At 37.0% G+C, this 26339-nt stretch carries 27 protein-coding genes and 1 pseudogene; 13 read left to right on the top strand and 15 right to left on the bottom strand.

What is annotated here, in order from left to right; all coding sequences use genetic code 11:
• Positions 1 to 90: 90 nt before the first annotated feature.
• The 3 genes from pflA to AC59HZ_RS04185 all read right to left on the bottom strand — a co-directional run bounded on the left by pflA (position 91) and on the right by AC59HZ_RS04185 (position 3865).
• On the bottom strand, positions 91 to 825 hold the full coding sequence (gene pflA / locus AC59HZ_RS04175) for a pyruvate formate-lyase-activating protein (protein ID WP_496544602.1): 735 nt from the start codon (positions 823 to 825) through the stop codon (positions 91 to 93).
• A gap of 63 nt (positions 826 to 888) precedes the next feature.
• The gene (pflB, locus tag AC59HZ_RS04180) at positions 889 to 3114 is read right to left on the bottom strand and encodes a formate C-acetyltransferase (RefSeq protein ID WP_496544603.1); all 2226 of its coding nucleotides are present in this window, start codon (positions 3112 to 3114) and stop codon (positions 889 to 891) included.
• Positions 3115 to 3412: 298 nt separating this feature from the next.
• Positions 3413 to 3865 (bottom strand): cupredoxin domain-containing protein, encoded by a 453-nt coding sequence (locus tag AC59HZ_RS04185; RefSeq protein WP_496544604.1) that lies wholly within the window; start codon positions 3863 to 3865, stop codon positions 3413 to 3415.
• Between the two features lie 213 nt (positions 3866 to 4078).
• Between AC59HZ_RS04185 and mprF the strand changes: the two genes are divergently transcribed.
• Together mprF and AC59HZ_RS04195 are read left to right on the top strand one after the other, a co-directional pair.
• Complete coding sequence (mprF, locus tag AC59HZ_RS04190) at positions 4079 to 6607, top strand: bifunctional lysylphosphatidylglycerol flippase/synthetase MprF (protein WP_496544605.1); 2529 nt, start codon at positions 4079 to 4081, stop codon at positions 6605 to 6607.
• A gap of 125 nt (positions 6608 to 6732) precedes the next feature.
• Positions 6733 to 7911, top strand: a complete 1179-nt coding sequence (locus AC59HZ_RS04195; RefSeq protein WP_496544606.1) for a D-alanyl-D-alanine carboxypeptidase family protein — start codon at positions 6733 to 6735, stop codon at positions 7909 to 7911.
• A 35-nt stretch (positions 7912 to 7946) separates the two neighbouring features.
• Here AC59HZ_RS04195 and modB read toward each other — a convergent pair whose 3' ends face one another.
• The 3 genes from modB to AC59HZ_RS04210 form a co-directional block, all read right to left on the bottom strand.
• Positions 7947 to 8603 (bottom strand): molybdate ABC transporter permease subunit, encoded by a 657-nt coding sequence (modB, locus tag AC59HZ_RS04200; RefSeq protein WP_496544661.1) that lies wholly within the window; start codon positions 8601 to 8603, stop codon positions 7947 to 7949.
• A 79-nt stretch (positions 8604 to 8682) separates the two neighbouring features.
• Entirely contained in the window at positions 8683 to 8916 is a 234-nt protein-coding gene (locus tag AC59HZ_RS04205) for a hypothetical protein (protein WP_496544607.1), read from the bottom strand.
• Positions 8917 to 8922: 6 nt separating this feature from the next.
• The gene (locus AC59HZ_RS04210) at positions 8923 to 9180 is read right to left on the bottom strand and encodes a hypothetical protein (protein WP_496544608.1); all 258 of its coding nucleotides are present in this window, start codon (positions 9178 to 9180) and stop codon (positions 8923 to 8925) included.
• A gap of 130 nt (positions 9181 to 9310) precedes the next feature.
• On the opposite strand from AC59HZ_RS04210, the gene AC59HZ_RS04215 reads away from it, so the two are divergent.
• Positions 9311 to 9799 (top strand): Hsp20/alpha crystallin family protein, encoded by a 489-nt coding sequence (locus AC59HZ_RS04215; protein WP_496544609.1) that lies wholly within the window; start codon positions 9311 to 9313, stop codon positions 9797 to 9799.
• On the opposite strand, the gene AC59HZ_RS04220 is transcribed toward AC59HZ_RS04215, so the two are convergent.
• Positions 9796 to 10050 (bottom strand): hypothetical protein, encoded by a 255-nt coding sequence (locus AC59HZ_RS04220; RefSeq protein WP_496544610.1) that lies wholly within the window; start codon positions 10048 to 10050, stop codon positions 9796 to 9798. The two genes, AC59HZ_RS04215 and AC59HZ_RS04220, sit on opposite strands and share 4 nt — an antisense overlap.
• A 61-nt stretch (positions 10051 to 10111) precedes the next feature.
• Between AC59HZ_RS04220 and AC59HZ_RS04225 the strand changes: the two genes are divergently transcribed.
• Positions 10112 to 10519 (top strand): hypothetical protein, encoded by a 408-nt coding sequence (locus AC59HZ_RS04225; RefSeq protein WP_496544611.1) that lies wholly within the window; start codon positions 10112 to 10114, stop codon positions 10517 to 10519.
• 40 nt (positions 10520 to 10559) lie between these two features.
• Here the strand turns inward: AC59HZ_RS04225 and AC59HZ_RS04230 are convergent, their stop codons facing one another.
• On the bottom strand, positions 10560 to 10802 hold the full coding sequence (locus AC59HZ_RS04230) for a YkuS family protein (RefSeq protein ID WP_496544612.1): 243 nt from the start codon (positions 10800 to 10802) through the stop codon (positions 10560 to 10562).
• Between the two features lie 101 nt (positions 10803 to 10903).
• On the opposite strand from AC59HZ_RS04230, the gene AC59HZ_RS04235 reads away from it, so the two are divergent.
• On the top strand, positions 10904 to 11044 hold the full coding sequence (locus AC59HZ_RS04235) for a YuzL family protein (protein WP_496544613.1): 141 nt from the start codon (positions 10904 to 10906) through the stop codon (positions 11042 to 11044).
• Positions 11045 to 11078: 34 nt separating this feature from the next.
• On the opposite strand, the gene AC59HZ_RS04240 is transcribed toward AC59HZ_RS04235, so the two are convergent.
• The gene (locus tag AC59HZ_RS04240; protein WP_496544614.1) at positions 11079 to 12698 is read right to left on the bottom strand and encodes an ABC-F family ATP-binding cassette domain-containing protein; all 1620 of its coding nucleotides are present in this window, start codon (positions 12696 to 12698) and stop codon (positions 11079 to 11081) included.
• Positions 12699 to 12881: 183 nt separating this feature from the next.
• Here AC59HZ_RS04240 and AC59HZ_RS04245 point away from each other — a divergent pair, with 183 nt between their 5' ends.
• Positions 12882 to 13016, top strand: a complete 135-nt coding sequence (locus AC59HZ_RS04245) for a hypothetical protein (RefSeq protein WP_430061302.1) — start codon at positions 12882 to 12884, stop codon at positions 13014 to 13016.
• A 57-nt stretch (positions 13017 to 13073) separates the two neighbouring features.
• Here the strand turns inward: AC59HZ_RS04245 and AC59HZ_RS04250 are convergent, their stop codons facing one another.
• Entirely contained in the window at positions 13074 to 13676 is a 603-nt protein-coding gene (locus tag AC59HZ_RS04250; RefSeq protein WP_496544615.1) for an SCO family protein, read from the bottom strand.
• A 643-nt stretch (positions 13677 to 14319) separates the two neighbouring features.
• On the opposite strand from AC59HZ_RS04250, the gene AC59HZ_RS04255 reads away from it, so the two are divergent.
• Both AC59HZ_RS04255 and AC59HZ_RS04260 read left to right on the top strand, forming a co-directional pair.
• Positions 14320 to 16245: an endonuclease MutS2 gene (locus AC59HZ_RS04255; RefSeq protein ID WP_496544616.1), complete on the top strand. Its 1926-nt coding sequence runs from the start codon at positions 14320 to 14322 to the stop codon at positions 16243 to 16245.
• 275 nt (positions 16246 to 16520) lie between these two features.
• The gene (locus tag AC59HZ_RS04260; RefSeq protein ID WP_496544617.1) at positions 16521 to 17363 is read left to right on the top strand and encodes a formate/nitrite transporter family protein; all 843 of its coding nucleotides are present in this window, start codon (positions 16521 to 16523) and stop codon (positions 17361 to 17363) included.
• Positions 17364 to 17390: 27 nt separating this feature from the next.
• Here AC59HZ_RS04260 and AC59HZ_RS04265 read toward each other — a convergent pair whose 3' ends face one another.
• The gene (locus AC59HZ_RS04265; RefSeq protein ID WP_496544618.1) at positions 17391 to 17543 is read right to left on the bottom strand and encodes a hypothetical protein; all 153 of its coding nucleotides are present in this window, start codon (positions 17541 to 17543) and stop codon (positions 17391 to 17393) included.
• A gap of 85 nt (positions 17544 to 17628) precedes the next feature.
• Between AC59HZ_RS04265 and AC59HZ_RS04270 the strand changes: the two genes are divergently transcribed.
• A complete protein-coding gene (locus tag AC59HZ_RS04270) occupies positions 17629 to 17814 on the top strand; it encodes a cold-inducible protein YdjO-related protein (RefSeq protein ID WP_496544662.1) in 186 nt (61 codons plus the stop codon).
• A 49-nt stretch (positions 17815 to 17863) separates the two neighbouring features.
• Here AC59HZ_RS04270 and AC59HZ_RS04275 read toward each other — a convergent pair whose 3' ends face one another.
• The 3 genes from AC59HZ_RS04275 to yhfH (AC59HZ_RS04285) all read right to left on the bottom strand — a co-directional run bounded on the left by AC59HZ_RS04275 (position 17864) and on the right by yhfH (AC59HZ_RS04285) (position 18639).
• Entirely contained in the window at positions 17864 to 18049 is a 186-nt protein-coding gene (locus AC59HZ_RS04275; RefSeq protein ID WP_496544619.1) for a hypothetical protein, read from the bottom strand.
• 253 nt (positions 18050 to 18302) lie between these two features.
• Positions 18303 to 18437: a protein YhfH gene (gene yhfH / locus AC59HZ_RS04280; protein ID WP_496544620.1), complete on the bottom strand. Its 135-nt coding sequence runs from the start codon at positions 18435 to 18437 to the stop codon at positions 18303 to 18305.
• Between the two features lie 67 nt (positions 18438 to 18504).
• Positions 18505 to 18639, bottom strand: a complete 135-nt coding sequence (yhfH, locus tag AC59HZ_RS04285) for a protein YhfH (RefSeq protein ID WP_090757656.1) — start codon at positions 18637 to 18639, stop codon at positions 18505 to 18507.
• A 292-nt stretch (positions 18640 to 18931) separates the two neighbouring features.
• On the opposite strand from yhfH (AC59HZ_RS04285), the gene AC59HZ_RS04290 reads away from it, so the two are divergent.
• The 4 genes and pseudogenes from AC59HZ_RS04290 (at position 18932) to AC59HZ_RS04305 (ending at position 24705) form a co-directional block, all read left to right on the top strand.
• On the top strand, positions 18932 to 21475 hold the full coding sequence (locus tag AC59HZ_RS04290) for a PAS domain-containing protein (RefSeq protein ID WP_496544621.1): 2544 nt from the start codon (positions 18932 to 18934) through the stop codon (positions 21473 to 21475).
• A 136-nt stretch (positions 21476 to 21611) separates the two neighbouring features.
• A pseudogene (locus AC59HZ_RS04295) lies at positions 21612 to 21785 on the top strand (hypothetical protein); the annotation flags it as partial.
• 6 nt (positions 21786 to 21791) lie between these two features.
• Positions 21792 to 23687 carry a formate dehydrogenase subunit alpha gene (gene fdhF, locus AC59HZ_RS04300; RefSeq protein WP_496544663.1) on the top strand — a complete coding sequence of 632 codons (1896 nt, stop codon included), beginning with the start codon at positions 21792 to 21794 and terminating at the stop codon, positions 23685 to 23687.
• 199 nt (positions 23688 to 23886) lie between these two features.
• Entirely contained in the window at positions 23887 to 24705 is an 819-nt protein-coding gene (locus tag AC59HZ_RS04305) for a 3D domain-containing protein (RefSeq protein WP_496544622.1), read from the top strand.
• A gap of 48 nt (positions 24706 to 24753) precedes the next feature.
• Here the strand turns inward: AC59HZ_RS04305 and AC59HZ_RS04310 are convergent, their stop codons facing one another.
• Positions 24754 to 26055: a NarK family nitrate/nitrite MFS transporter gene (locus AC59HZ_RS04310; RefSeq protein ID WP_496544623.1), complete on the bottom strand. Its 1302-nt coding sequence runs from the start codon at positions 26053 to 26055 to the stop codon at positions 24754 to 24756.
• Between the last annotated feature and the right edge of the window lie 284 nt (positions 26056 to 26339).

The following is a 26339-nucleotide window of genomic DNA, read 5'->3' on the forward strand; positions in this document are numbered from 1 at the left end:
ATAATCAATTTAATCCTTGCTAAAATACCAAAAGATGAAGAGATTGCTAATAGCCTTTTGTAAAAAGGAAAAAGCGGAATTGTTCCGCTTTTAATTCCAATGGGCTGTTAACATATGGTAGGCAGAATCTACTTTTTCCTCCGTTGGAGGTTCTACATATTTTAATGGATATTCATGTCCTAGAGCCTCCCATTTGTAAACACCGAGTTTATGATAGGGGAGAATTTCAATCTTTTGGACATTTACCAGTGTACCGATGAATTCACCGAGCTTTTGTAAATCTTCTTCGTCATCCGTAACGGTTGGAACTAGGACATGTCTTACCCAAATTGGTACATTAAGGCCGGATAAATATTTGGCAAATTCGAGAATATGATCATTTGCCATTCCAGTTAATTGGATATGTTTTTTTCGGTTGATATGTTTTAAATCTAATAAAATGAGATCCGTATATTGTAATAATTCTTCAAGCTGTTCAATAAAAAGCTTAGAATGAGAGTAACAGCCGCCAGAGGAATCGATAGTGGTGTGAATCCCTTTCTTTTTGCATTCCTTAAATAATTCGATGAGAAAAGGAATCTGTAACAATGGTTCCCCGCCGCTAACTGTTATGCCGCCTCCAGAGGCTTGAAGGAAGGGGAGATAACTCATTAAATCATCCATGATTTCGGAAACGGTCATTTGCTTACCTGTACCGATTTCCCAAGTATCCGCGTTATGACAAAACTGGCACCGCAAAAGGCAGCCCTGTGTAAAAACAACATAACGTATTCCTGGTCCGTCGACTGTTCCAAGTGTTTCGATAGAATGAATATTTCCAATCATGATGATGTTCCCCTTTCGTTTAAAAGCAGGAGCTCCACTAAAAAGAGCCCCCAAATAGTTAAATTACAAAGATTCATGAAAAGTACGGTTAATGACATCCAGCTGCTGTTCTTTTGTTAATTTAATAAAGTTTACTGCATAACCAGACACGCGAATGGTTAATTGCGGATATAGCTCTGGATGTTCCATCGCATCTAAAAGTGTTTCTCTGTTAAAGACATTAACGTTTAGATGATGACCGGTTTTCATTGCATAGCCATCTAGGATGGAAACTAAATTACATATCTGATTATTTTCTTCTTTTCCTAATGCCTTTGGTACGATGGAGAAGGTATTGGATATTCCGTCCATTGCATAGCTATATGGAAGTTTGGCAACGGAAGACAGGGAAGCTAATGTACCTTTTGTATCACGGCCATGCATTGGGTTTGCACCAGGTGCAAAGGGTTCCCCCGCACGGCGGCCATCGGGTGTGTTTCCCGTTTTCTTACCGTAAACAACGTTAGAAGTAATAGTCAAAATAGACATCGAATGCACAGAATTGCGATAAGTTTGGTGTTTCCGAAGCTTTTTCATAAAACGCTCCACGATTTCGACAGCAATACTGTCTACCCGATCATCGTTGTTTCCGTATTTAGGGAAGTCACCGAAAGTTTCAAAATCAACAGCGATCCCATTCTCATCCCGGATAACCTTCACTTGGCCATATTTTATGGCGCTGAGTGAATCTGCCACTACACTCAAACCAGCGATACCAGTTGCCATTGTCCTTATTATTTCTGAATCATGCAAAGCCAGTTCTATTCTTTCATAGCTGTATTTATCATGCATATAGTGGATGACATTTAAGGTATTTATATAAAGGCCTGCAAGCCATTCCATCATTAAGTCAAATTTCCCCATTACTTCTTCGTAATTTAATACTTCTGAGGTAATTGGCTGATACTCAGGCCCAACTTGAATTTTAAGCTTTTCATCTACCCCGCCATTAATCGAATAGAGAAGTGCTTTCGCTAGGTTCGCACGTGCCCCGAAGAACTGCATTTGTTTGCCGATTTCCATCGCAGAAACACAGCAGGCAATTCCATAGTCATCGCCGTATTCGGGACGCATAGTATCGTCATTTTCATATTGAATGGAGCTAGTCTTAATCGACATTTTCGCACAATATTGTTTAAATTTTTCAGGTAGCTGCGGTGACCATAAAACCGTTAAGTTTGGTTCTGGAGCTGGTCCTAAATTGTCTAAGGTATGAAGGAATCGGAAAGAGTTTTTTGTTACAAGTGAGCGTCCGTCTTGAGCCATTCCACCAATAGATTCGGTTACCCATGTTGGGTCACCGCTAAATAACTCATTATAATCAGGAGTCCGGGCAAATTTAACAAGTCGGAGCTTCATAACAAAATGGTCAACTAGTTCTTGTGCCTCAGCCTCTGTTAAGGATCCATTTTGTAAATCCCTTTCGACATAAATATCTAAGAATGAAGAAACACGGCCAAGGCTCATTGCAGCACCATTTTGTTCCTTAATGGCAGCTAAATATCCTAAATATAACCATTGAAAGGCCTCTTGTGCATTTTGGGCAGGGTTGGAAATATCAAATCCATAGGTAGTTCCTAGCTCTTTTAATTCATAGAGAGCACGAATTTGTTCCGCGATTTCTTCACGCAGCCGGATATTTTCTTCTGTCATTACCTTGCTGGTATTCTGTTGATCCTTTTTCTTTTCCTCAATTAAGAAATCAACACCATATAAGGCAACACGGCGATAGTCACCAATAATGCGTCCGCGCCCATATGCATCAGGCAGGCCAGTGATAATGGCAGCTTTACGGGCAAGCATCATTTCATCTGTATAAGCATCAAATACACCTTGATTATGGGTTTTACGGAATTCGGTAAAGATTCTTTCAATTTCAGGGCTTAATTGATAGCCGTAAGCTTCGCAGGCTGCTTTTGCCATACGAATCCCGCCAAAAGGCTGCATGGAACGGTTGAAAGGCTTATCAGTTTGAACACCGACTACTTTTTCAAGTTCTTCATCCAGGTATCCGGGGCCATGCGAGGTAATAGTAGAAACGGTTTCGGTATCCATCTCAAGAACTCCACCTTTTTCCCGTTCCTGCTTCGTGAGTTCCATAACCTGGGCCCATAATTGCTTTGTCGATTCTGTTGCACCAGATAGAAAGGAATCATTTCCTTCATATTGAGTATAGTTCTTCAAAATGAAATCCCGAACATTTACTTCTTTTGTCCAAACTCCCTTGGTAAAACCTTTCCATTGTTCCATTGTCTTTCACCTCTAAATTTAATAGTAATTTTATATAACAGTTTGAAGTGCTATCTATACCTTAAGTATAACAGCGTTAGTTTGTGTAACGATGAGCATATGTTAAGAAATTGTGAAATCTATATTTTTAAGGGGTTTTTGGGGTTAAATTTGAACGATTTTTGAACAACGAATAGATCTGTAATATAAAAATTTTTTGTATATTTAAATCTGTTATACAAGAGGAAGTCAATGTTATCAGCATATTTATAGGAAAAAGAAAAAAACAGCACAAAAAAACAGGAGAAAGACTCCTGTTCTAATCGACAACTATATAAGCGATCATCGGCCCATTATGTGACCGGTCCGAGTGGGTCTCACAAATTAGCCTATAAGTTCCTTCTTTTTTAAATTGAAGCGTGACTACTGTTTCTTCGCCTTTTTTCACAGTTCCCTTGATCTTCGTTCTTTCAATATGAAAGGGATGTGCTTCGCCGTTTATTCCACTAATATATAGTTTAACCTTTTCCCCTTTTTCTATAGAAATGGTGCCGGGATCCCAACGGTATGCCTCAATTTCTTTACCATTCTTCATCGTTGATTTAAATTCTCCCGTGACCATATGAATTTCTCGAATATCTTTATTCGCTTGTTGATTAAACACAGTCACGTCGCCTGCTTTTAACATAAACCAAGCAGAGATGGTGGCAAGAACGACACCCACAGCTAGAAAAAATAGAAGTGTTTCTTTCTTTAACACTAAAAATTTCAATTGAAACCCCCCTTGATAATTTGTCCTATTTAATACTTATGCGTAGGTGGTATGAAAACTTGTCTCTTTTTTTACAATATTAGATTGTTTTATAAACGGTTTAACGCTAAATAAAATGTCAACAATGTAGGTAGTAAGAATTAATTTTCTTTTATTTTTCCTATTGAAAAGTTTATAGTTAGATTAGGAATGAAAAAATAGGTGGTTATTTTATTGGGGATTAAAAAAGAAAAAATCTTAAAAGTAGTAAAGTTTATTTTCCCATTATTTTTATTAATTTTTGCCGTTGTTGAAATGAAAAAATTTACTGGGGATTTAAATTTACACTTACTTAAAAATGAACTTAGTCAACTCAATATTTTTACAGTATTATTAATTTTTGCTGTCACTTTCTGTGCTGTTCTGCCGATGCTTTTGTATGATGTTGTCCTTGTAAGGATTTTACAAATAAAAGTTCCAAAAAGGGAGCTGTTAGAACAATCCTTTATTGCCAATTCCTTTTCTAATTTAATAGGTTTTGGCGGATTGGTCGGAGCCATGTTAAGAACTTATTTCTTTCATAAGTTTGAGCATGATAAACGGCGGCTTTTAGGGGTAATTGCTTCCGTTTCCCTTTTTTATTTAACGGGAATCTCCTTTCTTTCATGGATTGTAGCTCTTGGTTATCATCATTTTCAGTTGTTTATTGATACAAAATGGCTCTATTTTGCTGTTTGGGGCGTTGGTTTATATCTTCCGGTTTTTTTATTTATACATATTTTAAAATCAAAAAAGGACAATCAGTCCCAATTTACTAGCAAATTAGCAGTTGAACTTGTCATCATCTCGATCATTGAATGGTTAGCTGTATTTATTGCGATATTTGTTTTATGTAATGTATTGGGGATAGGTATTTCCTTTGAACAGCTTTTTCCTGTTTATATTGTGGCAGCCTGTGCGGGAATCATTAGTATGATTCCTGGAGGACTAGGCTCGTTTGATTTGGTTTTTTTGTGGGGAATGCAAGAATTACATATCCCTGAAGAAAAAATTTTGGTCTTACTTCTTTTTTATCGAATTGGTTATTATTTCATCCCATTTTTCACCAGTTTGATCTTTTTTATTAAACTATATTGGGAAAAGTGGAACAAATCCTGGAACTATTTACCTAAGGCAATTATTCAGGGACTAAGTCATATTATCCTGACGATGCTTGTATTTTTATCAGGGTTAATATTGTTATTATCAGCGAGTGTACCTGGCATTATGTCCCGGTTAAGAATTGCACAGGAGCTGCTTTCTTTTCCGATTATAAATGTATCCCATCAGCTTTCGGTTGCTGCAGGATTTTTACTTTTGGGATTGTCTCGCGGGATCGAATACAGTGTGAAGCGGACTTACGATTTGACGATGTTTGCGTTGATCCTCGCTGCACTATTCTCCATTTTTAAAGGGATTGATTACGAGGAAGCGATTTTTTTAATTTTTGTAGCACTGTTACTAAGAATCTCTAAAGATCAATTTTATCGGGAGAGTTATGTGCTGACTTGGGGAAAAACGATTTTTGATATGACCATCATATTAATAATAACCTCAACGTATCTCATTATCGGCTATCTAAATTTACCTGAGGCAAAATTAGCTATTCCGACAAAATTTTTGCCGTATGTAATTCTTGATTACCGTGATTTATTTAAGAGTGCGAGTATAGGGCTTGTTATTGCTTTATTAATTCTTATCTCTGGCTATTTCATAAGCTTGCCGAAGAAATGGAAATTGGAAAGGTCTTCTGATTTTGAAGATGAAATCAATCACCATTTGACGAAATATCATGGAAAAATTTTATCTCACCTAATCTTTTTACATGATAAATACATCTTTTGGAATAAACATAAAAATGTTTTAATATCATTTCAAAAATATGCTGATAAGTTAGTGGTACTAGGGGATCCAATAGGGGAAAAGAGTGAATTATCGAGTGCGATAGAGGAATTCCAGGAAATTGCTGATCTCCATGGATTTACGCCTGTTTTCTATCAGGTAAGTGACGAGATGCTACCATTCCTTCATGGTCACGGGTTTGCCTTCTTTAAATTAGGAGAAGAAGCCTTTGTAGATTTGAAGGACTTCTCACTTTCAGGGAGCAAAATGAAAGGGCTGCGCGCACTTAGAAGTAAATTTAATCGCGACCAATACTCCTTTGAATTAATTCAGCCACCTTTTTCGAATGACCTTTTTGCTGAATTAAGAGAGATTTCAAATGATTGGCTTCAAGGGAGATCAGAGAAGGGCTTTTCCCTTGGTTTCTTTGATGAAGATTATCTAAATAGGGCTCCTCTTGCAATTGTACGTGATGAAAATAAACAAATTCTTGGCTTTATGAGCATCATGTATGTATACGATGACAAAGAGACCATTTCAGTGGATTTAATGAGATTTAAGCCGGAGGTAGAACCTGGAATAATTGATTTTCTTTTTCTATCTTTAATCGATTGGGCTAAAGAACAGGGCTATCACCGCTTTAATATGGGGATGGCACCTCTAGCTAATGTTGGCTTATCGAAGTTTGCGTTTTTAAGTGAGAAAATAGCCGCCCAAATTTTCCTTCATGGCCACTTTATTTATCATTTCCAAGACTTAAGAAAGTTCAAAGAAAAGTATACGAGTGTTTGGGAACCGAAATATTTAGCTTATCGAAGAAAAGCCTCTCTACCCTTAATCATGACCCAAATTACTTTACTAATATCGAAGAAAAGAACTTAACATTTTTTGACCTGTTACGATTACGGACAGGTTTTTTTTATATCCATTTTTTGAAAATACTATTTTTTTCTAAAAGGAATCTGGTAAAATCAAATAGGAAATAGTTTAAGTTAGGGTGTTTTGTATTGAAAAAGATATTTACTTATTTCATAGTTTTCCTTGTTGTACTTTCGTGGCAAATGAAAGCCTTTGCAGCAGAGGAGTCTCCATTAGAACTTAAAAGTGAGGCTGCCTGTTTGTTGGATTCTGAGACAGGTGCCGTTTTATATGCGAAAAATGCCGAACAAAAAATGTATCCTGCCAGCATTACTAAAATTGCAACTGCCATCTATGCGATTGAAAAAGGGGATTTAAACAGTATTGCAACGGTCAGCGCCAATGCAGTCAGACAAGATGGTACGAGGGTATATCTGGTTGAGGGGGAACAGGTCCCCTTAAAAAAGCTTATTCAAGGAATGCTGATTAACTCTGGAAATGATGCAGCCGTTGCCATTGCTGAACACTTAGATGGAAGTGTTGATCATTTTGCAGAAAATATCAATCAATATTTAAATACTACTATTGGTGTAAAAAATACTCATTTTACGAATCCAAATGGATTGAATGACGAGAACCATTACACGACCGCAATGGATATGGCACTCATCACAAATTATGCGATGAAAAACCCAATATTTAAAGAAATCTTTGGCACAAAAGAACTCATGTGGGTGGGACAAGCTTGGAGTACCAAGCTCGTTACACATCACCGCATGCTAAAAGGGGAACTCCCTTATCCAGGGATTACGGGTGGAAAAACAGGTTTTACCACTGAATCCAGGCAGACTTTGGCTACAACAGCTGATAATGCCAAAATTAAATTAACGGCTGTCGTCCTGAAATCAGAATTTAAAAATGATAAATATAAAGATACTGCAGCTTTGTTTGATTTTGGATTTAAACACTTTCAAAACGCTATTCTCAAACAAGGGGAAATCTATCAAAAAGATCAGAAACAATATTACCTGGATAAAGATACGGTCATTACAGAAGAGGTAAATGGGGCAACAAAGGAAGTGGACCAAAACGGAATTTTGATGATAAAAAATACAAAGGGGCAAATGGTCCAGGAGGTTCCTCTTCATTATAAGGAGCCAAAAACTGTTTCAAAGAAAACCGATTCACCTGCGCCATCCACTAAAGCTCAAAAAGCACATAATAACCAACTAACGGAGCTTAACGCTATTATGGGAGTTATAATACTTGGGATTGCTGTAATTTATATTAGCATGCGGAGAAAATTAACGAAAAAAAATTATTCATAAATAAAGCGATGGAGAGAAGGTGCCTCTCCATCGCTTTATTTTTGGGTAAAGTTTGTGGCTAATAGCATCAAAAAGGAGAGCAGCACCATTGCAATGACTAAAAACCAGGCTAATTTCATGTTTCCGGATTCCATGGCAATATAAATTGCGGTGGGGGCGGTTTGGGTTTTACCAGGAATATTACCAGCAAACATTAAAGTTGCACCAAATTCTCCAAGCGCTCTTGCAAAGCTTAAAATGATACCGGTAATAATTGATTTTGTTGATAAAGGAAGGCTGACAAATAAAAAGACATTCCATTCGTTCGCACCATCAACCCGTGCAGCTTGTTCAATATCTTTGTCAACAGATTGAAAACCTGTTTTAACCGTTTGATACATCAGCGGAAAGGCGACAATCGTTGACGCAATTACCGCAGCCCAAGGGGTAAACATGATGGTGCTTTGGAATATTTCCTCAATCAATATACCGGCAGGACTATTTCTTCCGAAGAAATAAATTAATAAAAAGCCTATTACGGTAGGCGGCAAAACAATAGGCAGTAACAGAAAAGTTTCTACAACTACTTTTCCTTTGAAATTAGTTTTGGTTAATTGTCTGCCAATAAGGGTACCGGAAATTAATACTAAAATAACAGAAAGGGAAGCCACTTTAAGGGACAATAAAATAGGAGGCCAAAATTCATTATGTATCAAGTTTATCCATCCAATACTTTAAGCTCTTAACCATTATAGCAAAAAAACTGCCTGGCGGCAGTTTTTGAGTCATGGTTTAAACAACACTGTTTTTTACAGAGGCACTATCAATGACATCTTGGTCTGTAATCGCCTGAATTGGGATATTGACAGGCGAAACGTCACCGTTCAATTCTCCAAATCCCTGATTCCGTTTTGTTGAAACAAATAAATCGATCTGTTGATTGGGACCCATGATGATATTAGACCCCTGATCGATAACATTGACTTTGAAACCAAGTAAATTGACAACCATTGGGGCAAATAACAAGATAGCTCACTCCTTTACAGTATTGATTGGTTGAGAGTCGAAGGAGGTTGGGGAGTCAATTTGATCCTTATCATCCACAAAACTTCTAGTTGCCACAAAATCACTACCATCACCAAAATTCTGTCCGAATCCCTGATTCTTTTTATCAGAATTATGCCACTCTGCTAAAAGGTTTTGCCCAATATTTACGGCAGAAGCATTTTCAAAGGAATTAATTTTAATCATGAATATATTTATATTAATATATGGAACTGGAGTTGGCATTTTATCTCCCTCCTTATACTTGCTTATAAATATATGCGGTTCAGAAATCTTTATGAGGTATAAAGAAAAGTTGGATTAATTTCTAGAGATAAATAGTATGATGGAAATAAGGATAAGGGGGTGTGGATCGATGGAAATGGATAAATTGAAACAATGGATGGAACTTGCCAAGAATATGCATGGCGGGGAATTCTGGACCAATATTTTTGATCAGGAATTTACAAAACAATTTATGATGAGTGACCAGCAATTTAATTCCCCTAGTGATGGAATAAATAGGAAAACAGGACAGGAGGAAAAGCTTCGCACCTATCCTATCATTGATATTTTAGAAGGTGAAAGTGAAGTTATTGTGTTGATCGAACTCCCCGGTGTCACGAAAGAAAATATTGAATTAGGGCTTAACGGAAATATATTAACTATAAAAGGCACCGCCTCACCACTTCATCCGCATTTAAAAAAGACCTATACAGAAAGATTTTATGGAGACTTTCTTAGGCAGATTACCTTGCCAGATACTATTGCTCCTAATCAACTAAGTGCAAAATTTTGGAATGGGTTATTATTTGTAAGTTATCAGCGAATCATTGAAAAAGGTGAAATCATACCCATTGACTAGCCGTTATTGATAATTGCGTCTAGAATATCAGAATCCTCAACGTAATTAATTGGTACAGATATGGTAGTAAAGTCAGCCAATTGCTGCCCGAATCCTTGGTTTTTTTTGTTCGTATTTTTCCGCGATATTAATTGTGCACTTCCAATGGTAAAGGTTGAGCCTAGGCTAACTCCTGTGATTTTTATGATCCCAAGATTACCTACTGTTGGAATAAAAAACATTTTTTGCATCCTCCTTTTTAGTTTGGACATGTTAAGTTGATTTCCCCATATACTTGAAAGTAAGGCAGGAAGTAAGGGAGCGTTTGTGAGCATGTCATTAAAAGATTTATTCCATATATTCGGTAAAAATGATTACGAAAAGGAATTAAAGAAAAAATTACTCTTTTTAGAAATGAATTTGGAAGAAATGAAAAAATCGCTGCAAACAATTCAAGAACAAATTCCAGCTGAATCAAAAGGAAAAAGCCAAGAGGCGCCTATTATTATTGAAAAAATAAATATAGAAAAAATCATTTTGGATAAATATGAGTTAAATAATAATTTTGGACAACTTGGAATCAAAGAGTTAAAGGGAAAACTGAATATTGGAGCTACATATGGAAGTGAATTTACTCCTGCGTTAAACGACGAAGAAAGTGGAGAAAAGCCGGGAGAATTGAAAAAAGCTTCAACGGAAACGAGCCCGCGGGTTAATATCCAGGCGAAAAAAGAAGTGTAAGAAAAAAGACTAAAGTTGTAACCTTTAGTCTTTAAAAAAATTATTGCAGTCTGCTTTCAACTTGCTGGCATACCTCATCAGCAGACAAGCCGTTCGCATCAATTACAGACGCTTTTGTTGTCGTATCCTGCATTCCCATTACGTTAGAATCAAGGCCGGAAATGACACAGCAATCACAGTTTTGAGCGTCTGACTCCTGCTTTAGATCCACAACATCATATCCTTTTTCCCGAAGAGCCTGTGAAATATTTGTAAGAGATTGTTCAACTCCAACTTTTGCCATTCTAAACACCTCCTCCTGTAAATTATCATGTCTAAGTTTCAAAGAAATATTCCGCATAAGTTGCGATAATCTTCCAAAAGCTAAAATGGGAGGTGTTTCAAGTGGGTAAACGAAGTAAGAGGAAAGCAGATCCATCTACAATTGGACTTAACTCACCACAGGTAGAAGGGCAAGGAACAACAATGACTGAAACAGGCTCAAGAGAAGAGCCTTCCTCAAGAAAAAAGCAGAAAAGAATGTAAATGAAAAAGGCACCATTCGTGGTGCCTTTAATTATTATTTATACATTTCTGCTACTTGTTTCTGAATTTCATCGTTTTCTAGGTATTCATCATAAGTCATTTGCTTATCAACTAAGCCATTTGGTGTTAATTCAAAAATACGATTTGCAATCGTTTGTATAAACTGGTGGTCATGGGAAGAAAACAGCATAGACCCTTTAAAGTTGATCAATCCATTGTTAAGTGCTGTGATTGATTCCAAATCCAGATGGTTTGTCGGCTCATCTAATAGCAGGACATTGGCCCCATTTAACATCATTTTTGAAAGCATACAGCGAACCTTTTCTCCTCCAGAAAGGACACTTGCTTTTTTTAGGACTTCCTCACCAGAGAATAGCATTCTTCCTAAGAATCCACGTAAAAAGCTTTCACTGTCATCCTTTGGAGAGAATTGACGAAGCCAATCAACAAGGGTTAAATCACTGTTTTCAAAATACTCCGAGTTATCCTTCGGAAAATAAGCTTGTGATGTCGTGATTCCCCACTTAAAAGTGCCGCTGTCCGCTTCCATTTCGCCCATTAATATTTTAAAAAGCGTCGTTTTAGCGATTTCGTTTGTGCCAACAAGTGCTACTTTATCGCCTTTATTCATAAAGAAACTGATATTATCAAGCACCTTTACACCATCTATGGTTTTTGTTAACCCTTCAACTCTTAATAAATCATTCCCAATTTCACGATCTGGTGTAAACCCAACGAATGGGTAGCGGCGGGATGATGGTCTTATATCATCCAGAGTAATCTTTTCTAAGAGTTTTTTACGGGATGTTGCCTGCTTCGATTTAGAGGCATTTGCACTAAACCGGGCAATAAAGCTTTGTAGTTCTTTAATTTTTTCTTCTTTCTTCTTATTGGCATCAGATGCCATTCTTGATGCTAACTGGCTTGATTCATACCAGAAGTCATAGTTCCCTACATAGATTTGAATTTTACTAAAGTCCAAATCCGCAATATGGGTACAAACTTTATTTAGAAAATGACGATCATGGGATACAACAATAACAGTGTTTTCAAAGTTAATTAAGAAATCTTCCAGCCATTGAATCGCTTTGATATCCAAGTGGTTGGTCGGCTCGTCCAAAAGTAAGACATCAGGACGGCCGAATAATGCCTGAGCAAGCAGGACCTTAACTTTTTCAGACCCTGTCAACTCGGCCATTTTTTTATAATGAAGATCTTCGCCGATTCCGAGTCCTTTTAAAAGAATAGCAGCCTCTGGTTCGGCTTCCCATCCGTTTAATTCGGCAAATTCACCTTCAAGTTCAGCCGCTTTCATGCCGTCTTCATCGGAGAAGTTTTCTTTCATATAAATGGCGTCTTTTTCCTGCATGACTTGGTAAAGTCTTGTATGACCCATAATAACGGTCTTTAAAACTTCGAATTCTTCATATTCAAAATGGTTTTGTTTCAAAACGGCCATCCGTTCATTAGGGCCTAATTGAACAGTTCCAGTTTGTGCTTCAATCTCACCGGATAAAATTTTCAAGAAAGTAGATTTACCGGCACCATTCGCTCCGATTAAACCATAGCAATTACCTGGAGTGAATTTAATATTCACATCTTCAAATAATTTCCGGTCACCATATCTCAAACTTACGTTACTTACAGTAATCATAATTAAAACATCCTCCAAAACAAAATATCTATTAATTATATCATTAAAATAAGGGAAGGGCGAATTCTATTGGAATGAAATGATGAGTAAGAAAAATTTTCTAAAAAATTTTCCCCGTTTTCACACTTTATTCATAAATTTGTTGTAGAATTGGTTTAAGAAGTATTAAAGAAGGTGATAAGTATGGCAAAAAAACAGCTTACTGATCTCGTTAACAAATTAAAAAAAGCAGGAATAAAAGCGAGTTTAACAAAACCAAAGTCAAATTACCTTTTATCTTTACAGCAAATTAAAAAATTTCCTTCATCCGTGAATTAAATAGGAAAATAGGTAATAAAAAGCGATTAAACCCACCAGGATTAACCGCTTTTTTTATTACTTTAATTCTTCCATGATTTTTTCGTATACTTCTTTTTTATTAAATTCTTTTCCCATCGGAAATTTTTCAATAAATTTATTGTTTTCATCTACTAAATAGGTAAAGGTTGAATGGATGAATTGGCCATTCCCTGGGTCTTTATATTGAAATTGTAGTGCCCCCGTGACCTGCTTTATTTTTTGCTGTTCTTCTTTGATTTTTTGTTTGTCTCCAGTTAAGAACTGCCAACTGTCATCATTATTAATTTCAAAACCCTTCATATAACCTTTTAAGATTTCAGGTGTGTCACGATATGGGTCAATTGTGATGGTGATAAATTCGATATCCTTTCCAAATACACCGCTTTTTACTAAATCGTTTTTTAAGCCCACCATTTTTTGCGTCGTTGTTGGGCAGATATCAGGACAATGAGTGTAGATGAATTCAACAAGTTTTAATTTCGTTTGATCTTTGCCAAAATTATAGTTTTCTTTATTTTGGTTAATTAGGGTCACATTTGCTGGTATTTTAGCGTTTGCATCGCGTATTAGAAAAAACGATATTCCCGCAGTAATACCAAGGAATACCGCAAGACCGCAAATAAGGTAAATCTTTTTCATTTTGAATCCCTCCTATCAAAAGGATAAAGAAGTTCACGGAAAAATGATATGGATAATTTGTGAACAAAAACCTATTTTGCCGAACATTTGTTGACAATCTATTCCAAATATCTTATTCTAAAGATGAATTTAAATTTTTAATTAGAAGGAGTATGTTTTATGTTAGGTGTCGTTCTTAACTAATCCAATCAATTGGATATTTTCATTCCATGGCGCTTGTCTGTTTTTTTAAAGAACAGAGTAGGCTTATTTATGCATGTTTGGAATGAAGTTAAGAACAATGGGCAAACATATGCATACATCTTTTACCAATGATGCTGTGTACACTCGTGTAGACAGTTTTTATTTTGGATAAATTTTGTATGAAAAAAATGAGTATTTTTAAACTCGTTTATTTCAGCCGCAATGACATTGTTCATTGCGGCTTTTTTTATTATTACTTGTAAAGGCTGGTTGTTGATTTTGAAACAATGTTGATTGGAGCGGAAGGTGCGAGACTCCTGAGGGAGTACGGTACAGGGGAGACCCCGCAGACGCTATAGCGCCGAGGAGGCTCCACGAACCGCCCGCGGAAAGCGAAGCACCTGGAGCGCAAATCAACAGGCAAGTTTAACACTGATTTATTATTAGGGAGGCTATAAAATTGGATCAACATACTTTTCAAACGTTAGAATTTCAACAAATAAAAGAAACGATTGCACAGTATGCGTTAACAAAAGAAGGAAAAGAAAAAATCCTGCAGCTGTCACCATCGACAAATAAAAACCAAATTGAGGCCTGGCTTGATGAAGTTTCCGAGGCTGTTCACATTTTAAAAAAGAGTGCCAGTGTACCCATTTCTGGGATGGATGGAATCGATGCGCTAGTAAATAATTTGAATAAAGGAGCAGCCTTAAGGCCTGATCAACTATCAAAGCTGTATGATTTTTTGGATTGCTGCGGAAAAATGAAAAGATACATGAAGGATAAGGAATTTTATGCACCAAGGGTTTCCGCATATGTCGATGCAATCGATGAATTGCCAGAGCTAGCAAGCGAGATTATTCGCTGTATCCGAAATGGAAGAGTTGATGACTATGCAACTAAAGAACTGCTAAAAATTAGAAAACAAATGGCCATTCACGAGGAACGGCTTAAAGAAAAAAGCATGCAGTTGATCCGCTCAAATAAATATAAAACCTATTTGCAAGAAAATGTAATCAGTCAGCGAAATGGAAGATATGTCATTCCAATTAAGAAGGAATACCGGAATAAAATAAAAGGAACGGTGCTTGATACATCAGCATCGGGTTCCACCCTTTTTATTGAACCTGAAGAAATGGCCGTTTTTCAGGATCAGCTGACATGGCTGCAAGCAGATGAAGAGATAGAAGTGCAAAAAGTGTTGTATTTCTTAACGGGATTAGTCGAAGAAAAAGAGCAGCAAATCCGCTTTGCAATCGAAATCATGGTGCATTATGACGTTTTATTTGCCAAAGCCAAGTATTGCCGTTCAATTAATGCGGTCAAAGTGGAAGTAAATGATTTAGATGAAATTGAGATCATTGATGCAAGACATCCTTTATTAGGTGATAAGGCAGTGCCATTATCGTTCAGATTAGGGCAAAATCAAAAAGCATTAGTGATTACAGGTCCTAATACCGGAGGAAAAACGGTTACCATTAAAACTGTAGGCCTCCTAACCTTAATGGTACAATGTGGTCTCCATATTCCAGCAGCGGAAGGAAGTAATATATGTATCTTTGAAAGGATTTTAGTAGATATTGGGGACGGTCAGAGCATTTCCGAAAATTTGAGCACCTTTAGTTCAAGAATCGTAAATATTATTAACATCCTTAAAGAGACAAATAACAAAACCCTGGCACTATTAGATGAACTAGGTTCAGGCACAGACCCAGGGGAAGGAATGGGCCTGGCCACAGCGATTTTGGAAACTCTTTATGAAAAAGGGGCAATCATCCTCGCAACTACTCACTATAGTGAAATTAAGGAATTTGCTGAAAATCACCATGGTTTTATTAATGGGTCAATGGAGTTTGACCTAAACACACTTAGTCCAACGTATCGCCTGAATATTGGCAGGGGAGGGGAAAGCCAAGCGTTTGCGATTGCTTTAAAGCTTGGTATCCATCCGAAAATAATTGAAAGGGCACATAGTATAACTTATAAGGAAGAAAAAAATTATACAACTGCCATAACAGATCCATGGAAACTTAAGGAAATTGAGAAACAGGTAATTATCAATAAATATCAGAACCGAAAAAAATCCATCAGAACAGAATTGGAAATTCCAAAATATCAACAGGGTGACAATGTCAAGGTTTCACCTGCTAATGAATTTGGCATCGTTTATCAGGGGCCAGATTCCCAGGGGAATTATGTAGTTCAAATTAAAGGGGAAAAAGTGTCTGTAAACCACAAAAGGCTAACCCTTTATATAGCGGCAAATGAACTATATCCAGAGGATTATGACTTTGATATTATTTTTCAATCAAAAGAGAACAGGAAAAAAAGTAAAATTCTTTCGAAAAGACACGAGGAAAATATTATTATCGATCATACGGAATAACGAATTTTGCTAGGACTTTGTATAAAGTTCTAGCTTTTTTCATTTGACTATATTAAAGGCTAATGTTGATTTTGACCTATGTTGATTGGAGCGGAAGGCACGAAGACTCCTGCGTGGTCTCCCCGGACCGCAAATCAACAGCATGTTGTTTGAAATCGCTTTATAAACTGTCAAATATCGTTCAAGGTTTACTTATTAACAAAAGGGAAATGGAGGTTTATGATGTTTATATAAATTATATGTGAATTAATTCACAATAAGGAGGAGTCTTTCTCATGGAACTTCAACCAATGGAACAAGTGATTAGTCTTGCATTAAAAAAGAAAAAAATACTTGATGAATCGGTCATTAAGTATTTAATAAGAGCAGCTCTGTCTGGCATTTATATTGGATTTGGCATTATGTTATCATTTCGCTTGGGGGAAGGTTTTTTTGATATTCACTCACCAGTGGCATCATTGATGACTTCCATCTTTTTTGGAATTGCCCTGGTTTTAATTATTTATGGCGGTTCCGAATTATTTACTGGTAATACTATGTATTTTACAGTGAGTACATTGAATAAACAAACTTCATGGAAGGATACACTCCAAAATTGGATTGCATGCTATACCGGAAATCTCATAGGTGCTGTTTTTTTCGCCCTGCTAGTGTTGTATTCCGGGATTTTTTCAACGCTGGATAATAGTCAGCTTTTAATGGAAACAGCGGCACATAAAATGGAATATTCAACTATGGAGTTATTTTTTCGAGCCATCCTTTGTAACTGGGTTGTTTGTTTAGCTGTTTGGATCCCTATGCACGTGAAAGGGGATGGAGGCAAAATAGCTGTTATGATGCTGTTGGTGTTTGCTTTTGTTGCTTCTGGATTCGAGCATAGTGTGGCCAATATGGTGACGTTTTCACTTGCCTTAATCCTGCCGCATCCAGATACCATAACCTTTGCAGGCGCATTTCATAATTTAATTCCTGTTACCATTGGAAATATTATCGGCGGAGGGCTCTTTGTAGGAGGTACCTATGTGTTTTTATCTACGACGTCAAATCAAAAGAATCAGCTAAAACTTACGAAAAAAGAATCAGTAAAACCTTCATATTTAAAAAAGGCAAAAGCATAGCCTTCCAGTTCAGGAAGGCTATCGTTATTAAATTCTTATTCCTTTATTGATATTCTTGATGTATTGTTCGGCCAATAACTGCTTTACTTCATTGTAGCTTAAACCTGACTGTGCATTTAAACTCTTTACTTCTTCAATATCTGTACCTGCAACCGTAAATCGTTTTGAGTTCAATTTCATGTTGTTTTATTCTCCTTTAGTAAAAAATTTTCTCGAAATGAAAGGTACTTTTTAGGACATACTATAAAAAAAGGAGGCGGTTCCAATTTTTTATGGTAAACGGGCAAAAGAAGAAGAAATTGAAACAATCTTAGTGGATACCGAAGTCTATTCCTGTATGGATGATTCATGTATTGGCTGGATGAGAAAGGATTTTGTTACAGACGATTTACTTTGTCCAATGTGTGGCAATCAGATGACACAGGAAATTCGTGAGCTTCCTAAAATATAATACATGTGTTTTTAAAAAGACTGTCTGTTATCGGACAGTCCTTTCTTTATTATAGATTCTCGTTTTGCTGGCCAATTTCACCTTCTGCAATAATGGTATTTGCTTCTTCAAGTGCCTCATGCTCGTCCACTGAGTCTCCGGGGACATTTTTTAAGTTAGGAAAAACCGCACCAGTATTAACAGTAATGAGTTTTTCTTTTGGTGCATTTGTGAGGTAATCTTCTTTTTTCGCCATTCGAATCAACTCCTTATGAACAGGTTTTGCTTCTTAAAAAAGGATTATGCTTACTTATTACTATTAAAAAAGGAATTTTTTGAAAACTGCTCTGTTAATTGAGTTGGCGATTTGCTTCAGGCGCTTTGCTTTTCGCGGGCGTGCCGGGGAGTCTTAGCGCCTTCCGCTCCAATCAACAATTTTAATAATCAACAATGGCCTTTTACATTGCCTTGAAAATAAAAAAACTCTCCTTCTCAGGAGAGTTTTCATTTTATTCCTCTTTTTTAGATAAACAGTGATCGCATTCCATTAAATAAGATTCAGCCTGCTCCTCCATATGCTGGCCGCATTCAGGACATTGTTTTTTGGGCAAATTACGAAAAAATTCAACCGGGCTCTTTAACATATTAAACTCCTCCTTTAATAATACAGATATGAGATTTATATTTGTTGTAGTACAGAAAAGGCAAAAATTATTCCTCTCTTTTTGACAAACAACGATCACATTCCATTAAGTAGGATTCAGCTTGCTCCTCCATATGCTGGCCGCATTCAGGACATTCCTTTTTAGGTAATGTACGGAAAAACTCTACTGGATTCATTAACATTTAAAACTCCTCCTTTATTAATACAGTTTATTTTTGATCCCCTTGTTATAGTACAGTATAAACAAAAAAACAGAAAATGTGTAGACCTTTTTTTGAAAAATTTGAACTATTTTAAAAATAAGACTTTTATCACGGTTGAGATTACCAATGAATTGATTTAAATCATGACTAAGGAGAAAAATGTTAAAATAAATTTTACTATAGGTTTTCTGCGAATTAGGACTTCCATAACCGATTTGATTACATTACAATCATAGTAGAAATAGACTAGAATAAAGGGGGAAGCTAGTTAATGAGTGCAATGGCAGAAACGTTTCACCCTTATTTTTTTATCATTGCGATTGGTTTAACCATAATGGCTTCATATACAGCAATAGACATGTTTACCTTAATCCGGTCATCGGATCAAAATAAACGGCTGTTGTTCCTTGGTGGGACAATTTCCATGGGCGTAGGAATATGGATTATGAATTTCATGGGGCTGATTGCATCTGATACAAGTTTGCTATCCAGTTATCATATTCCGTTAACCATTCTTTCCATATTTATTGGCATAGCTTTTACAGGGTTGGCCTTTATCCCGTTCTTTAGTAGAAAAATCCATTTTTACCATTTGATAATTGGGAGCTTTTTATTAGCACTTGCTGTAATCGCAATCCATGTTATTGGTATTTATGCAATGAACGTAACGATTAAATATAATGTACTTTTATTTATTTTTTCAGGCATATTAATTTTTACTTCCTTTTTATTTTCTTTATGGATTCTTTTTTCTCCAAAAAGCAATACATTTGGAAACCTAGTCTGGTTAAAACCAGTAAGTGCCATTATCATATCTGTGGCCATTGCAGAAGGGAATATTTTGTTAAAAAAATCTTCTATTATTGCCTCCACAACTAAAGTAATAAATGGGTCCTTTAAAGATAGTTCCTTTTTTATTTATTTAGTGATAATTGTATCAGTCCTTATTATCGGCGGCCTAATTGTCTCGAGCACCTTGATCAGCAAACAACTAGCTGCCTCAGACACAAATTTAAAGGACATCAAAGCAGCATTGGATGCTTCCGCAATTGTTGCCATTACAGACCCATATGGAACAATTATTTATGTTAATGATAAATTTGAAGAAATTTCCAAGTTTTCCCAGGATGAAATAATTGGTAAAAACCATCGGATATTAAATTCAGGGTATCATCCAAAAGAGTTCTTTACTGACTTATGGAAGACCATTCAATCAGGAAAAATTTGGCGAGGGGAAATAAGAAATAAAGCAAAGGATGGCTCCTTTTATTGGGTGGATACTACCATTGTTCCATTTTTAGATAGGCGGCGGAAGCCAGTCCAATATATCGCGATTCGTTCAGATATCACACAGCGCAAATTAGCAGAGAAGAGTCTTATAGAATCAACTAAAGAAGTTCGCGATATCACCTTTTCACTTGACCAATCATCCATCGTAGCCATTACGGATGAAAAAGGAAGGATTACCACTGTAAATGAAAAATTCTGTGAGATTTCCCAGTATAACCGCAATGAATTAATTGGTGAGGACCATCGAATTCTCAATTCCGGATATCACTCAAAAGAGTTCTTTATGGAACTTTGGAGAATCATCGGTCAAGGCAAGGTATGGAAAGGGGAAATTTGCAATCGTGCTAAAGATGGCACACTTTACTGGGTCGATACCACGATTGTTCCATTTCTAAATAGCAAGGGAAAGCCATATCAATATGTAGCCATTCGAACAGATATTTCCGATCGTAAACGTGCTGAGGAGCATTTAAAGGAAACCATCAAAGAAAATAATGATATAAAATTTGCCCTTGACCAATCTTCTATTGTAGCGTTTACTGATTCTCGTGGAATCATCACTAGTGTCAATGATAAGTTTTGTGAAATTTCAAAATATAGTCGTGAAGAGATAATCGGAAAAGATCACAGAATACTTAATTCTGGCCAGCATCCTAAGGAGTTTTTCAAAAGCCTTTGGAAAACCATTGGTGAGGGAAAGGTCTGGAAAGGTGAAATTCGAAATAAAGCCAAGGATGGAACGTATTATTGGGTGGATACCACGATTGTTCCATTTTTAAATGAGCAAGGAAAACCATATCAATATTTAGCGATCCGCAATGATATTACAGAAAGAAAGAAAACAGAAGAAGTTCTTCATCGCCAAGATAAACTGGCTGCTGTGGGCCAATTAGCAGCAGGAGTAGCACATGAAATTCGTAACCCGCTGACTTCTATGAAAGGCTATACGGAATTTTTGCAGTTAGATGAGAAGGATTCTGAGCGGTTAGAGTTTTTAAACATTATTCTCGATGAAATTGAAAGGGTAAATACCATTGTTGAGGATTTTATGGTTTTGGCAAAACCAAAGGCAGTCGAATTAGAAGAAAAAAATGTTGTCCTAGTTATTAAAAATGTGGTTTCCTTACTTGAATTTGAGGCAAGAAAGAAAAATGTCCGCCTGGATTTTGACTGTAATCAAGAAATTATTCAAATTGAATGTGATGAGAACCGTTTAAAGCAGGTGTTTTTAAATTTCATTAAGAATGGAATTGAAGCAATGCCAAACGGCGGTGATTTGCACGTCAAAACGATGATACATGAAAATAATGTTCAGATTTCGATTCAGGATACGGGTGTAGGGATTCCAAAGGATAAGTTAAACAAACTTGGTGAACCTTTTTACACTACCAAAAAAACTGGCAATGGTTTAGGTCTGATGGTAAGCTTCAAAATTATTGAAAGCCACAATGGCAAAGTCTTTGTTGAAAGTGAACTAAACAAGGGAACAACCTTTAATATCTTATTGCCAGCTAAAACAGCCTAAACTAAACGAGAGAAACCATTCTCTCGTTTTTTTATTCCCATTTTCGTCATTCATAAAATGTACAATATTTTTGAAAAAAAGAAATCTACAATCGTGATAAATAGATTAATATGAATATATAGGTATGTATCTTTTTATGGGAGGGAAGACAGTGGGAGAACCTAATTTTGTAAAAACGATTTGCGGGTATTGTGGTACTGGCTGTGGTTTAGTTCTTGAAGTCCAAGATAATAAAATTATGAAAATCCGCGGTGACAAGGAAGCACCAGTCAATAAAGGGCAAACATGTGTAAAGGGTGCCTTTGCTTATGAATATGTGCACGCCAAAAATAGGTTATCGTCTCCGCTTATTAAGAAAGCCGGTAAGCTTGTTGAAGCAACGTGGGAAGAGGCTTATCAATTAATAGGAGATAAGTTATCGGAAATTAAGACCAATTGGGGTCCCAATGCGATCAGCATGTTCGCTTGTGCGAGAAGTACAAATGAATCCAATTATATTACACAAAAATTCATGAGAACCGTAATTAATAGCAATAATATCGACGGATGTAACCGAACGTGACATGCTCCGAGCGTTGCCGGTCTGGCAACTGTTTTTGGAAGCGGTTTCCCCACTAATACCCTCGAAGACTTTGATCGGGCTGAAGTATTGCTGTTAATGGGTTCTAACACGACTGAAGCTCACCCGATTATTGCTAATCGTATTAAAAAAGCTGCAAAATCACGGCTTAAAGTAATAGTGATTGACCCAAGGAAAATAGATATGGTCAAAATCGCCCATCGTCATCTTCAAATCAATGTCGGCACAGATATTGCCTTAATCAATGCCCTTATTCATGTGATCTTAAAGGAAGGACTTTACGATCCACAATTTATCGAGCAATTTACAATCGACTTTGAAAAACTTGAACAACAAGTAGAGCTTTACACCCCAGAGTATGCAGCATCCATAACAGGGCTAGAAGCTAAAGATATCGTGGAAACGGCTAGAGAGTATGCGGGTTCGAGTGGGTCTATGATCGCCTATACCCTTGGAATTACAGAGCATCACTGCGGTGTTAACAATGTATTTGATATTGCCAATCTTGCCCTATTAACCGGAAACATTGGGAAGCAAGGTACAGGAATTATGCCCCTAAGGGGACAAAATAATGTTCAAGGAGCAGGGGATATGGGCTGTTTACCAAATCAACTTGCTGGTGCAATGAGCCTAACAAATGAAGAGTTTCGCACCCGTTATGAAAAAGAATGGAACGTTGTGCTCAATCCTCAGGCTGGCGATACACAAACACGTACTTTTGATCGCTTAGAAATGGGGGAGCTAAAAGCATTATATATTATTGGAGAAAATCCGCTTCTTGCCGATGTTCATATAAATCATACTAAAACATTATTTGAAAAGCTCGATATATTAATTGTCCAAGACATCTTCCTAACCGAAACAGCAAAAATGGCGGATGTAGTCTTACCAGCTAAGTCGTGGGGTGAGGTTGAGGGAACATACACAAATACAGACCGCAGAATTCAAAGGGTTCGTAAAGCGGTTGAGGCTCATCCAAATACAAAAGAAGACTGGGAAATTCTTTGCGAGCTTTCTACGTTGATGGGTTATCCAATGCATTATAACAACAGTGAAGAAATTTGGGATGAAGTCAGAAGGATTGCTTGGGAGATGTACGGCGGTATTTCTTATGAAAGGCTTGAGAAAGAGTACAGCATCCATTACCCATGTCCTGATGAAAAACATCCAGGTACCTTCATCATGCATGAAAGGTTCCATCGAGCTGAACCACTTGCTAAAAAATCACCATTTGTACCGGTGGATTATACGGCTCCATTGGAATTGCCAGATGAGGAGTATCCGTTTATGTTAACAACTGGCAGACGATATGAGTCCTATAATACACATTCTCAGACTCGTCATTATGCCCCAGGTGTGAAAATTAAACAAACTGAAGAAACAGTTGATATCCATCCAGATGACGCTGTGGCTTTAGACATTACCGATGGGGAGATTGTACAGGTACGTTCGCGAAGAGGAGTACTTGAGGTTAAGGCAAAAATTACGGAACAAGTTGTCCCTGGTCTTGTGTTTATGAGCTTCCACTGGAGTGAAACTCCAACGAATGTACTAACATTAAATGAATATGACCCAATCTCTGGAACAGCGGAATATAAAGCATGCGCTGTTTCGATTGCAAAAATAAGTTAGTCTGTATTAAGGAGTAGTGTGGATAAAATCTGCACTATTCTTTTTTTTTGATTTCAGACTATTCAGTTAATCAGAAATATTATCGTAATATAATTGCCATGCTTGTCATTTAATTAACATCTCCCTGTTCTTTGTTTCAGAAAATTTCATGTTACTATGAGTACAAGTTAGCAACGAGAGAACATGGGAGGAACAAACAATGATAAGTAAATTAAAAACATTCATCGCAGTTGCTGCACTCTCAGGAACTGTAGGCGCTAATGTACATGCGGCAGAATTAACTGTAAAAAAAGGAGATACCCTTTGGGATCTGTCAAAAGTACATAATACATCTGTAGAAAACATTCAAAAATGGAATCATCTTTCTACTGACCTGATTCATCCAGGAGATGTGTTAACGATTGCAACAGAAAAGCAATATACGGTAATAAAGGATGATACATTATGGGATATTGCTCAAAAATTCCAAGTATCGGTTACTCAAATAAAAGAATGGAATGAATTGAACACAGATTTAATTCATCCAGGTTTAAATCTCGTAATCTATCAAGGTTTGACCAATAAGAATATAAATAAGCCTGAGCCTGTTAAAACAGCTGCAGCAGTCAGACCGGCTAAAACTGAATCAGCTGCAGTAGTTAAACCGGTCGAAGCCAAAGCAGCTCCTGCTCCGGCTCCATCTGCGCCTGCTCCTAAGCCTGAGGCTAAGGTAAGTGAACCGGAGAAGACAAAGGAAATTACTGTTAAGGCTACAGCCTATACGGCCTCCTGCGAAGGATGTTCCGGCACAACAGCTACAGGTGTTGATTTAAACGCCAACCCTAATGCAAAGGTAATTGCAGTGGACCCAAAAGTCATTCCATTAGGAAGTAAAGTATATGTTGAAGGATATGGAGTCGCTACAGCTGCTGATACAGGAGGAGCAATTAAAGGAAATCGTATAGATGTGTTTATTCCTTCTGAACAAAAAGCGATTCAATGGGGCAAAAAGCAAATTACAATAAAAATATTAGATTAATAAAAAAAGAGTGTCAGCTACCGTCGCGGTGCCTGACACTCTTTTTTATTAACCAACTTGCTTAGCAATTGTTTTGGCCACAGTTGCTTTTCTTTGATAGAAGAACCAGTTAAGACCAAAGGCGACAACATAAAAACCGATGAAGAAATAGAAAGCTGTTACTGGAGTACCAGTTGCATTTACAGACCATCCAAAAAGTTTAGGAATAAAGAATGATCCATAGGCAGCGAAGGCCGCTGAAAAGCCAATTACCGGTGCTGCTTCTTTAGGAATGAAAATGCTTGGAATCATTTGGAATGTTGAGCCAGAACCAATACCAGTTGCAAGGAACAATACCAAGAAAGCCATTAAGAATCCTGCAAATTGTTTGCCATTTAAGAAATAAATAACTCCTGCTGCACCAATTCCCATGATTACTAATACATACGCAGTGACTTTTGCCCCGCCAAGTTTGTCAGCAAGCCAGCCGCCAACAGGTCTTGCAGCTGCGGCAACAAGCGCACCAAGGAAGGCAAGTGAGATATGTTCAGGAAATTGAGATTTTAGTAAAAGCGGAAATGCCGCAGAATACCCAATGAATGAACCAAATGTTGCCACATAAAGAGCGGTCATAATCCATGTGTGCTTACGTTTTACGATGACAAATTGATCTGCAACAGATTGTTTAGCGCCTGGGACATTATCCATTTTAAATAAAGCAAGGAGTGTCATTATTACGATTGGGATTACCCAAATAAATGCTGCATTTTGTAACCATACTTCCTGGCCGTTTGCTAATACTTGTTTGTCACCGACCAATGCGAAAGTTCCTGAAGTAATAATTAAAGGTGTTACGAATTGAACGACTGATACACCCATATTACCTAAACCGCCGTTAATACCAAGGGCTGTTCCTTTTTCCTTCTTAGGAAAGAAAAAGCTGATATTAGCAGAAGAAGAAGAGAAGTTACCACCGCCAAGTCCGCAAAGAGCTGCAAGCAAAAGCATGATAGAGAATGGAGTATCTGGATTTTGGACAGCGAAACCAATTCCAATTGCCGGTATTGCTAAAATGGCGGTAGATATTACTGTCCAGTTTTTTCCTCCTATTGAACCAACTGCGAATGTATAGACAAAACGAAGGGTTGCGCCGACTAGTCCTGGAACTGCAGCGAGTGTAAATAATTGTTCCTCAGTAAAATGGAAACCGATATCGTTAAGACGTACTGCAACAACTGACCAGATCTGCCAAACGATGAATGCAAGCATCAATGAAGGTACGGAGATCCATAGGTTTCTCCTGGCATGTTTTTTTCCTTCTGCGTTCCAGAACTTTTCATCTTCTGGATTCCAATAATTAATTCGAGCCATTTTTTATTCCCCCTAAAATTCTTTTAAAAATTATCTTTGAAAGAGTTAATGTTGTTTATGTTGTTAATATAAATCAGATGGTAACATGAATTTTGTGACGTACGTCACAAAAATGGTGAAGGAATTGTGAACTGAAGTGCAATGACAAAAAGTTGTAATATTTATCACATTTTTAACTAAAAACCAATGAAAAAGAGACCCTCAATTAGAGGGCACTGCAAAAAGGGCATAAATGCTATGCACTTTTAAATAAAAGCCCCTAGCTTATGAATTTTCATAAATTA

It is taken from the genome of Neobacillus sp. DZ-9 (genome assembly GCF_059587065.1).

What these genes read in the sequence shown, in the direction of transcription:
- AC59HZ_RS04225 (WP_496544611.1), top strand. Translation starts at nt 10,112, where the DNA reads ATGTCATTAAAAGATTTATTCCATATATTCGGTAAAAATGATTACGAA.
- pflA (WP_496544602.1), bottom strand. Translation starts at nt 825, where the DNA reads ATGATTGGAAATATTCATTCTATCGAAACACTTGGAACAGTCGACGGA.
- AC59HZ_RS04275 (WP_496544619.1), bottom strand. Translation starts at nt 18,049, where the DNA reads ATGGCGAAAAAAGAAGATTACCTCACAAATGCACCAAAAGAAAAACTC.
- AC59HZ_RS04305 (WP_496544622.1), top strand. Translation starts at nt 23,887, where the DNA reads ATGATAAGTAAATTAAAAACATTCATCGCAGTTGCTGCACTCTCAGGA.
- AC59HZ_RS04290 (WP_496544621.1), top strand. Translation starts at nt 18,932, where the DNA reads ATGAGTGCAATGGCAGAAACGTTTCACCCTTATTTTTTTATCATTGCG.
- yhfH (WP_496544620.1), bottom strand. Translation starts at nt 18,437, where the DNA reads ATGTTAAAGAGCCCGGTTGAATTTTTTCGTAATTTGCCCAAAAAACAA.
- AC59HZ_RS04215 (WP_496544609.1), top strand. Translation starts at nt 9,311, where the DNA reads ATGGAAATGGATAAATTGAAACAATGGATGGAACTTGCCAAGAATATG.
- AC59HZ_RS04250 (WP_496544615.1), bottom strand. Translation starts at nt 13,676, where the DNA reads ATGAAAAAGATTTACCTTATTTGCGGTCTTGCGGTATTCCTTGGTATT.
- yhfH (WP_090757656.1), bottom strand. Translation starts at nt 18,639, where the DNA reads ATGTTAATGAATCCAGTAGAGTTTTTCCGTACATTACCTAAAAAGGAA.
- AC59HZ_RS04260 (WP_496544617.1), top strand. Translation starts at nt 16,521, where the DNA reads ATGGAACTTCAACCAATGGAACAAGTGATTAGTCTTGCATTAAAAAAG.
- AC59HZ_RS04210 (WP_496544608.1), bottom strand. Translation starts at nt 9,180, where the DNA reads ATGCCAACTCCAGTTCCATATATTAATATAAATATATTCATGATTAAA.
- AC59HZ_RS04230 (WP_496544612.1), bottom strand. Translation starts at nt 10,802, where the DNA reads ATGGCAAAAGTTGGAGTTGAACAATCTCTTACAAATATTTCACAGGCT.
- AC59HZ_RS04220 (WP_496544610.1), bottom strand. Translation starts at nt 10,050, where the DNA reads ATGTCCAAACTAAAAAGGAGGATGCAAAAAATGTTTTTTATTCCAACA.
- AC59HZ_RS04245 (WP_430061302.1), top strand. Translation starts at nt 12,882, where the DNA reads ATGGCAAAAAAACAGCTTACTGATCTCGTTAACAAATTAAAAAAAGCA.
- AC59HZ_RS04310 (WP_496544623.1), bottom strand. Translation starts at nt 26,055, where the DNA reads ATGGCTCGAATTAATTATTGGAATCCAGAAGATGAAAAGTTCTGGAAC.
- AC59HZ_RS04240 (WP_496544614.1), bottom strand. Translation starts at nt 12,698, where the DNA reads ATGATTACTGTAAGTAACGTAAGTTTGAGATATGGTGACCGGAAATTA.
- pflB (WP_496544603.1), bottom strand. Translation starts at nt 3,114, where the DNA reads ATGGAACAATGGAAAGGTTTTACCAAGGGAGTTTGGACAAAAGAAGTA.
- AC59HZ_RS04265 (WP_496544618.1), bottom strand. Translation starts at nt 17,543, where the DNA reads ATGAAATTGAACTCAAAACGATTTACGGTTGCAGGTACAGATATTGAA.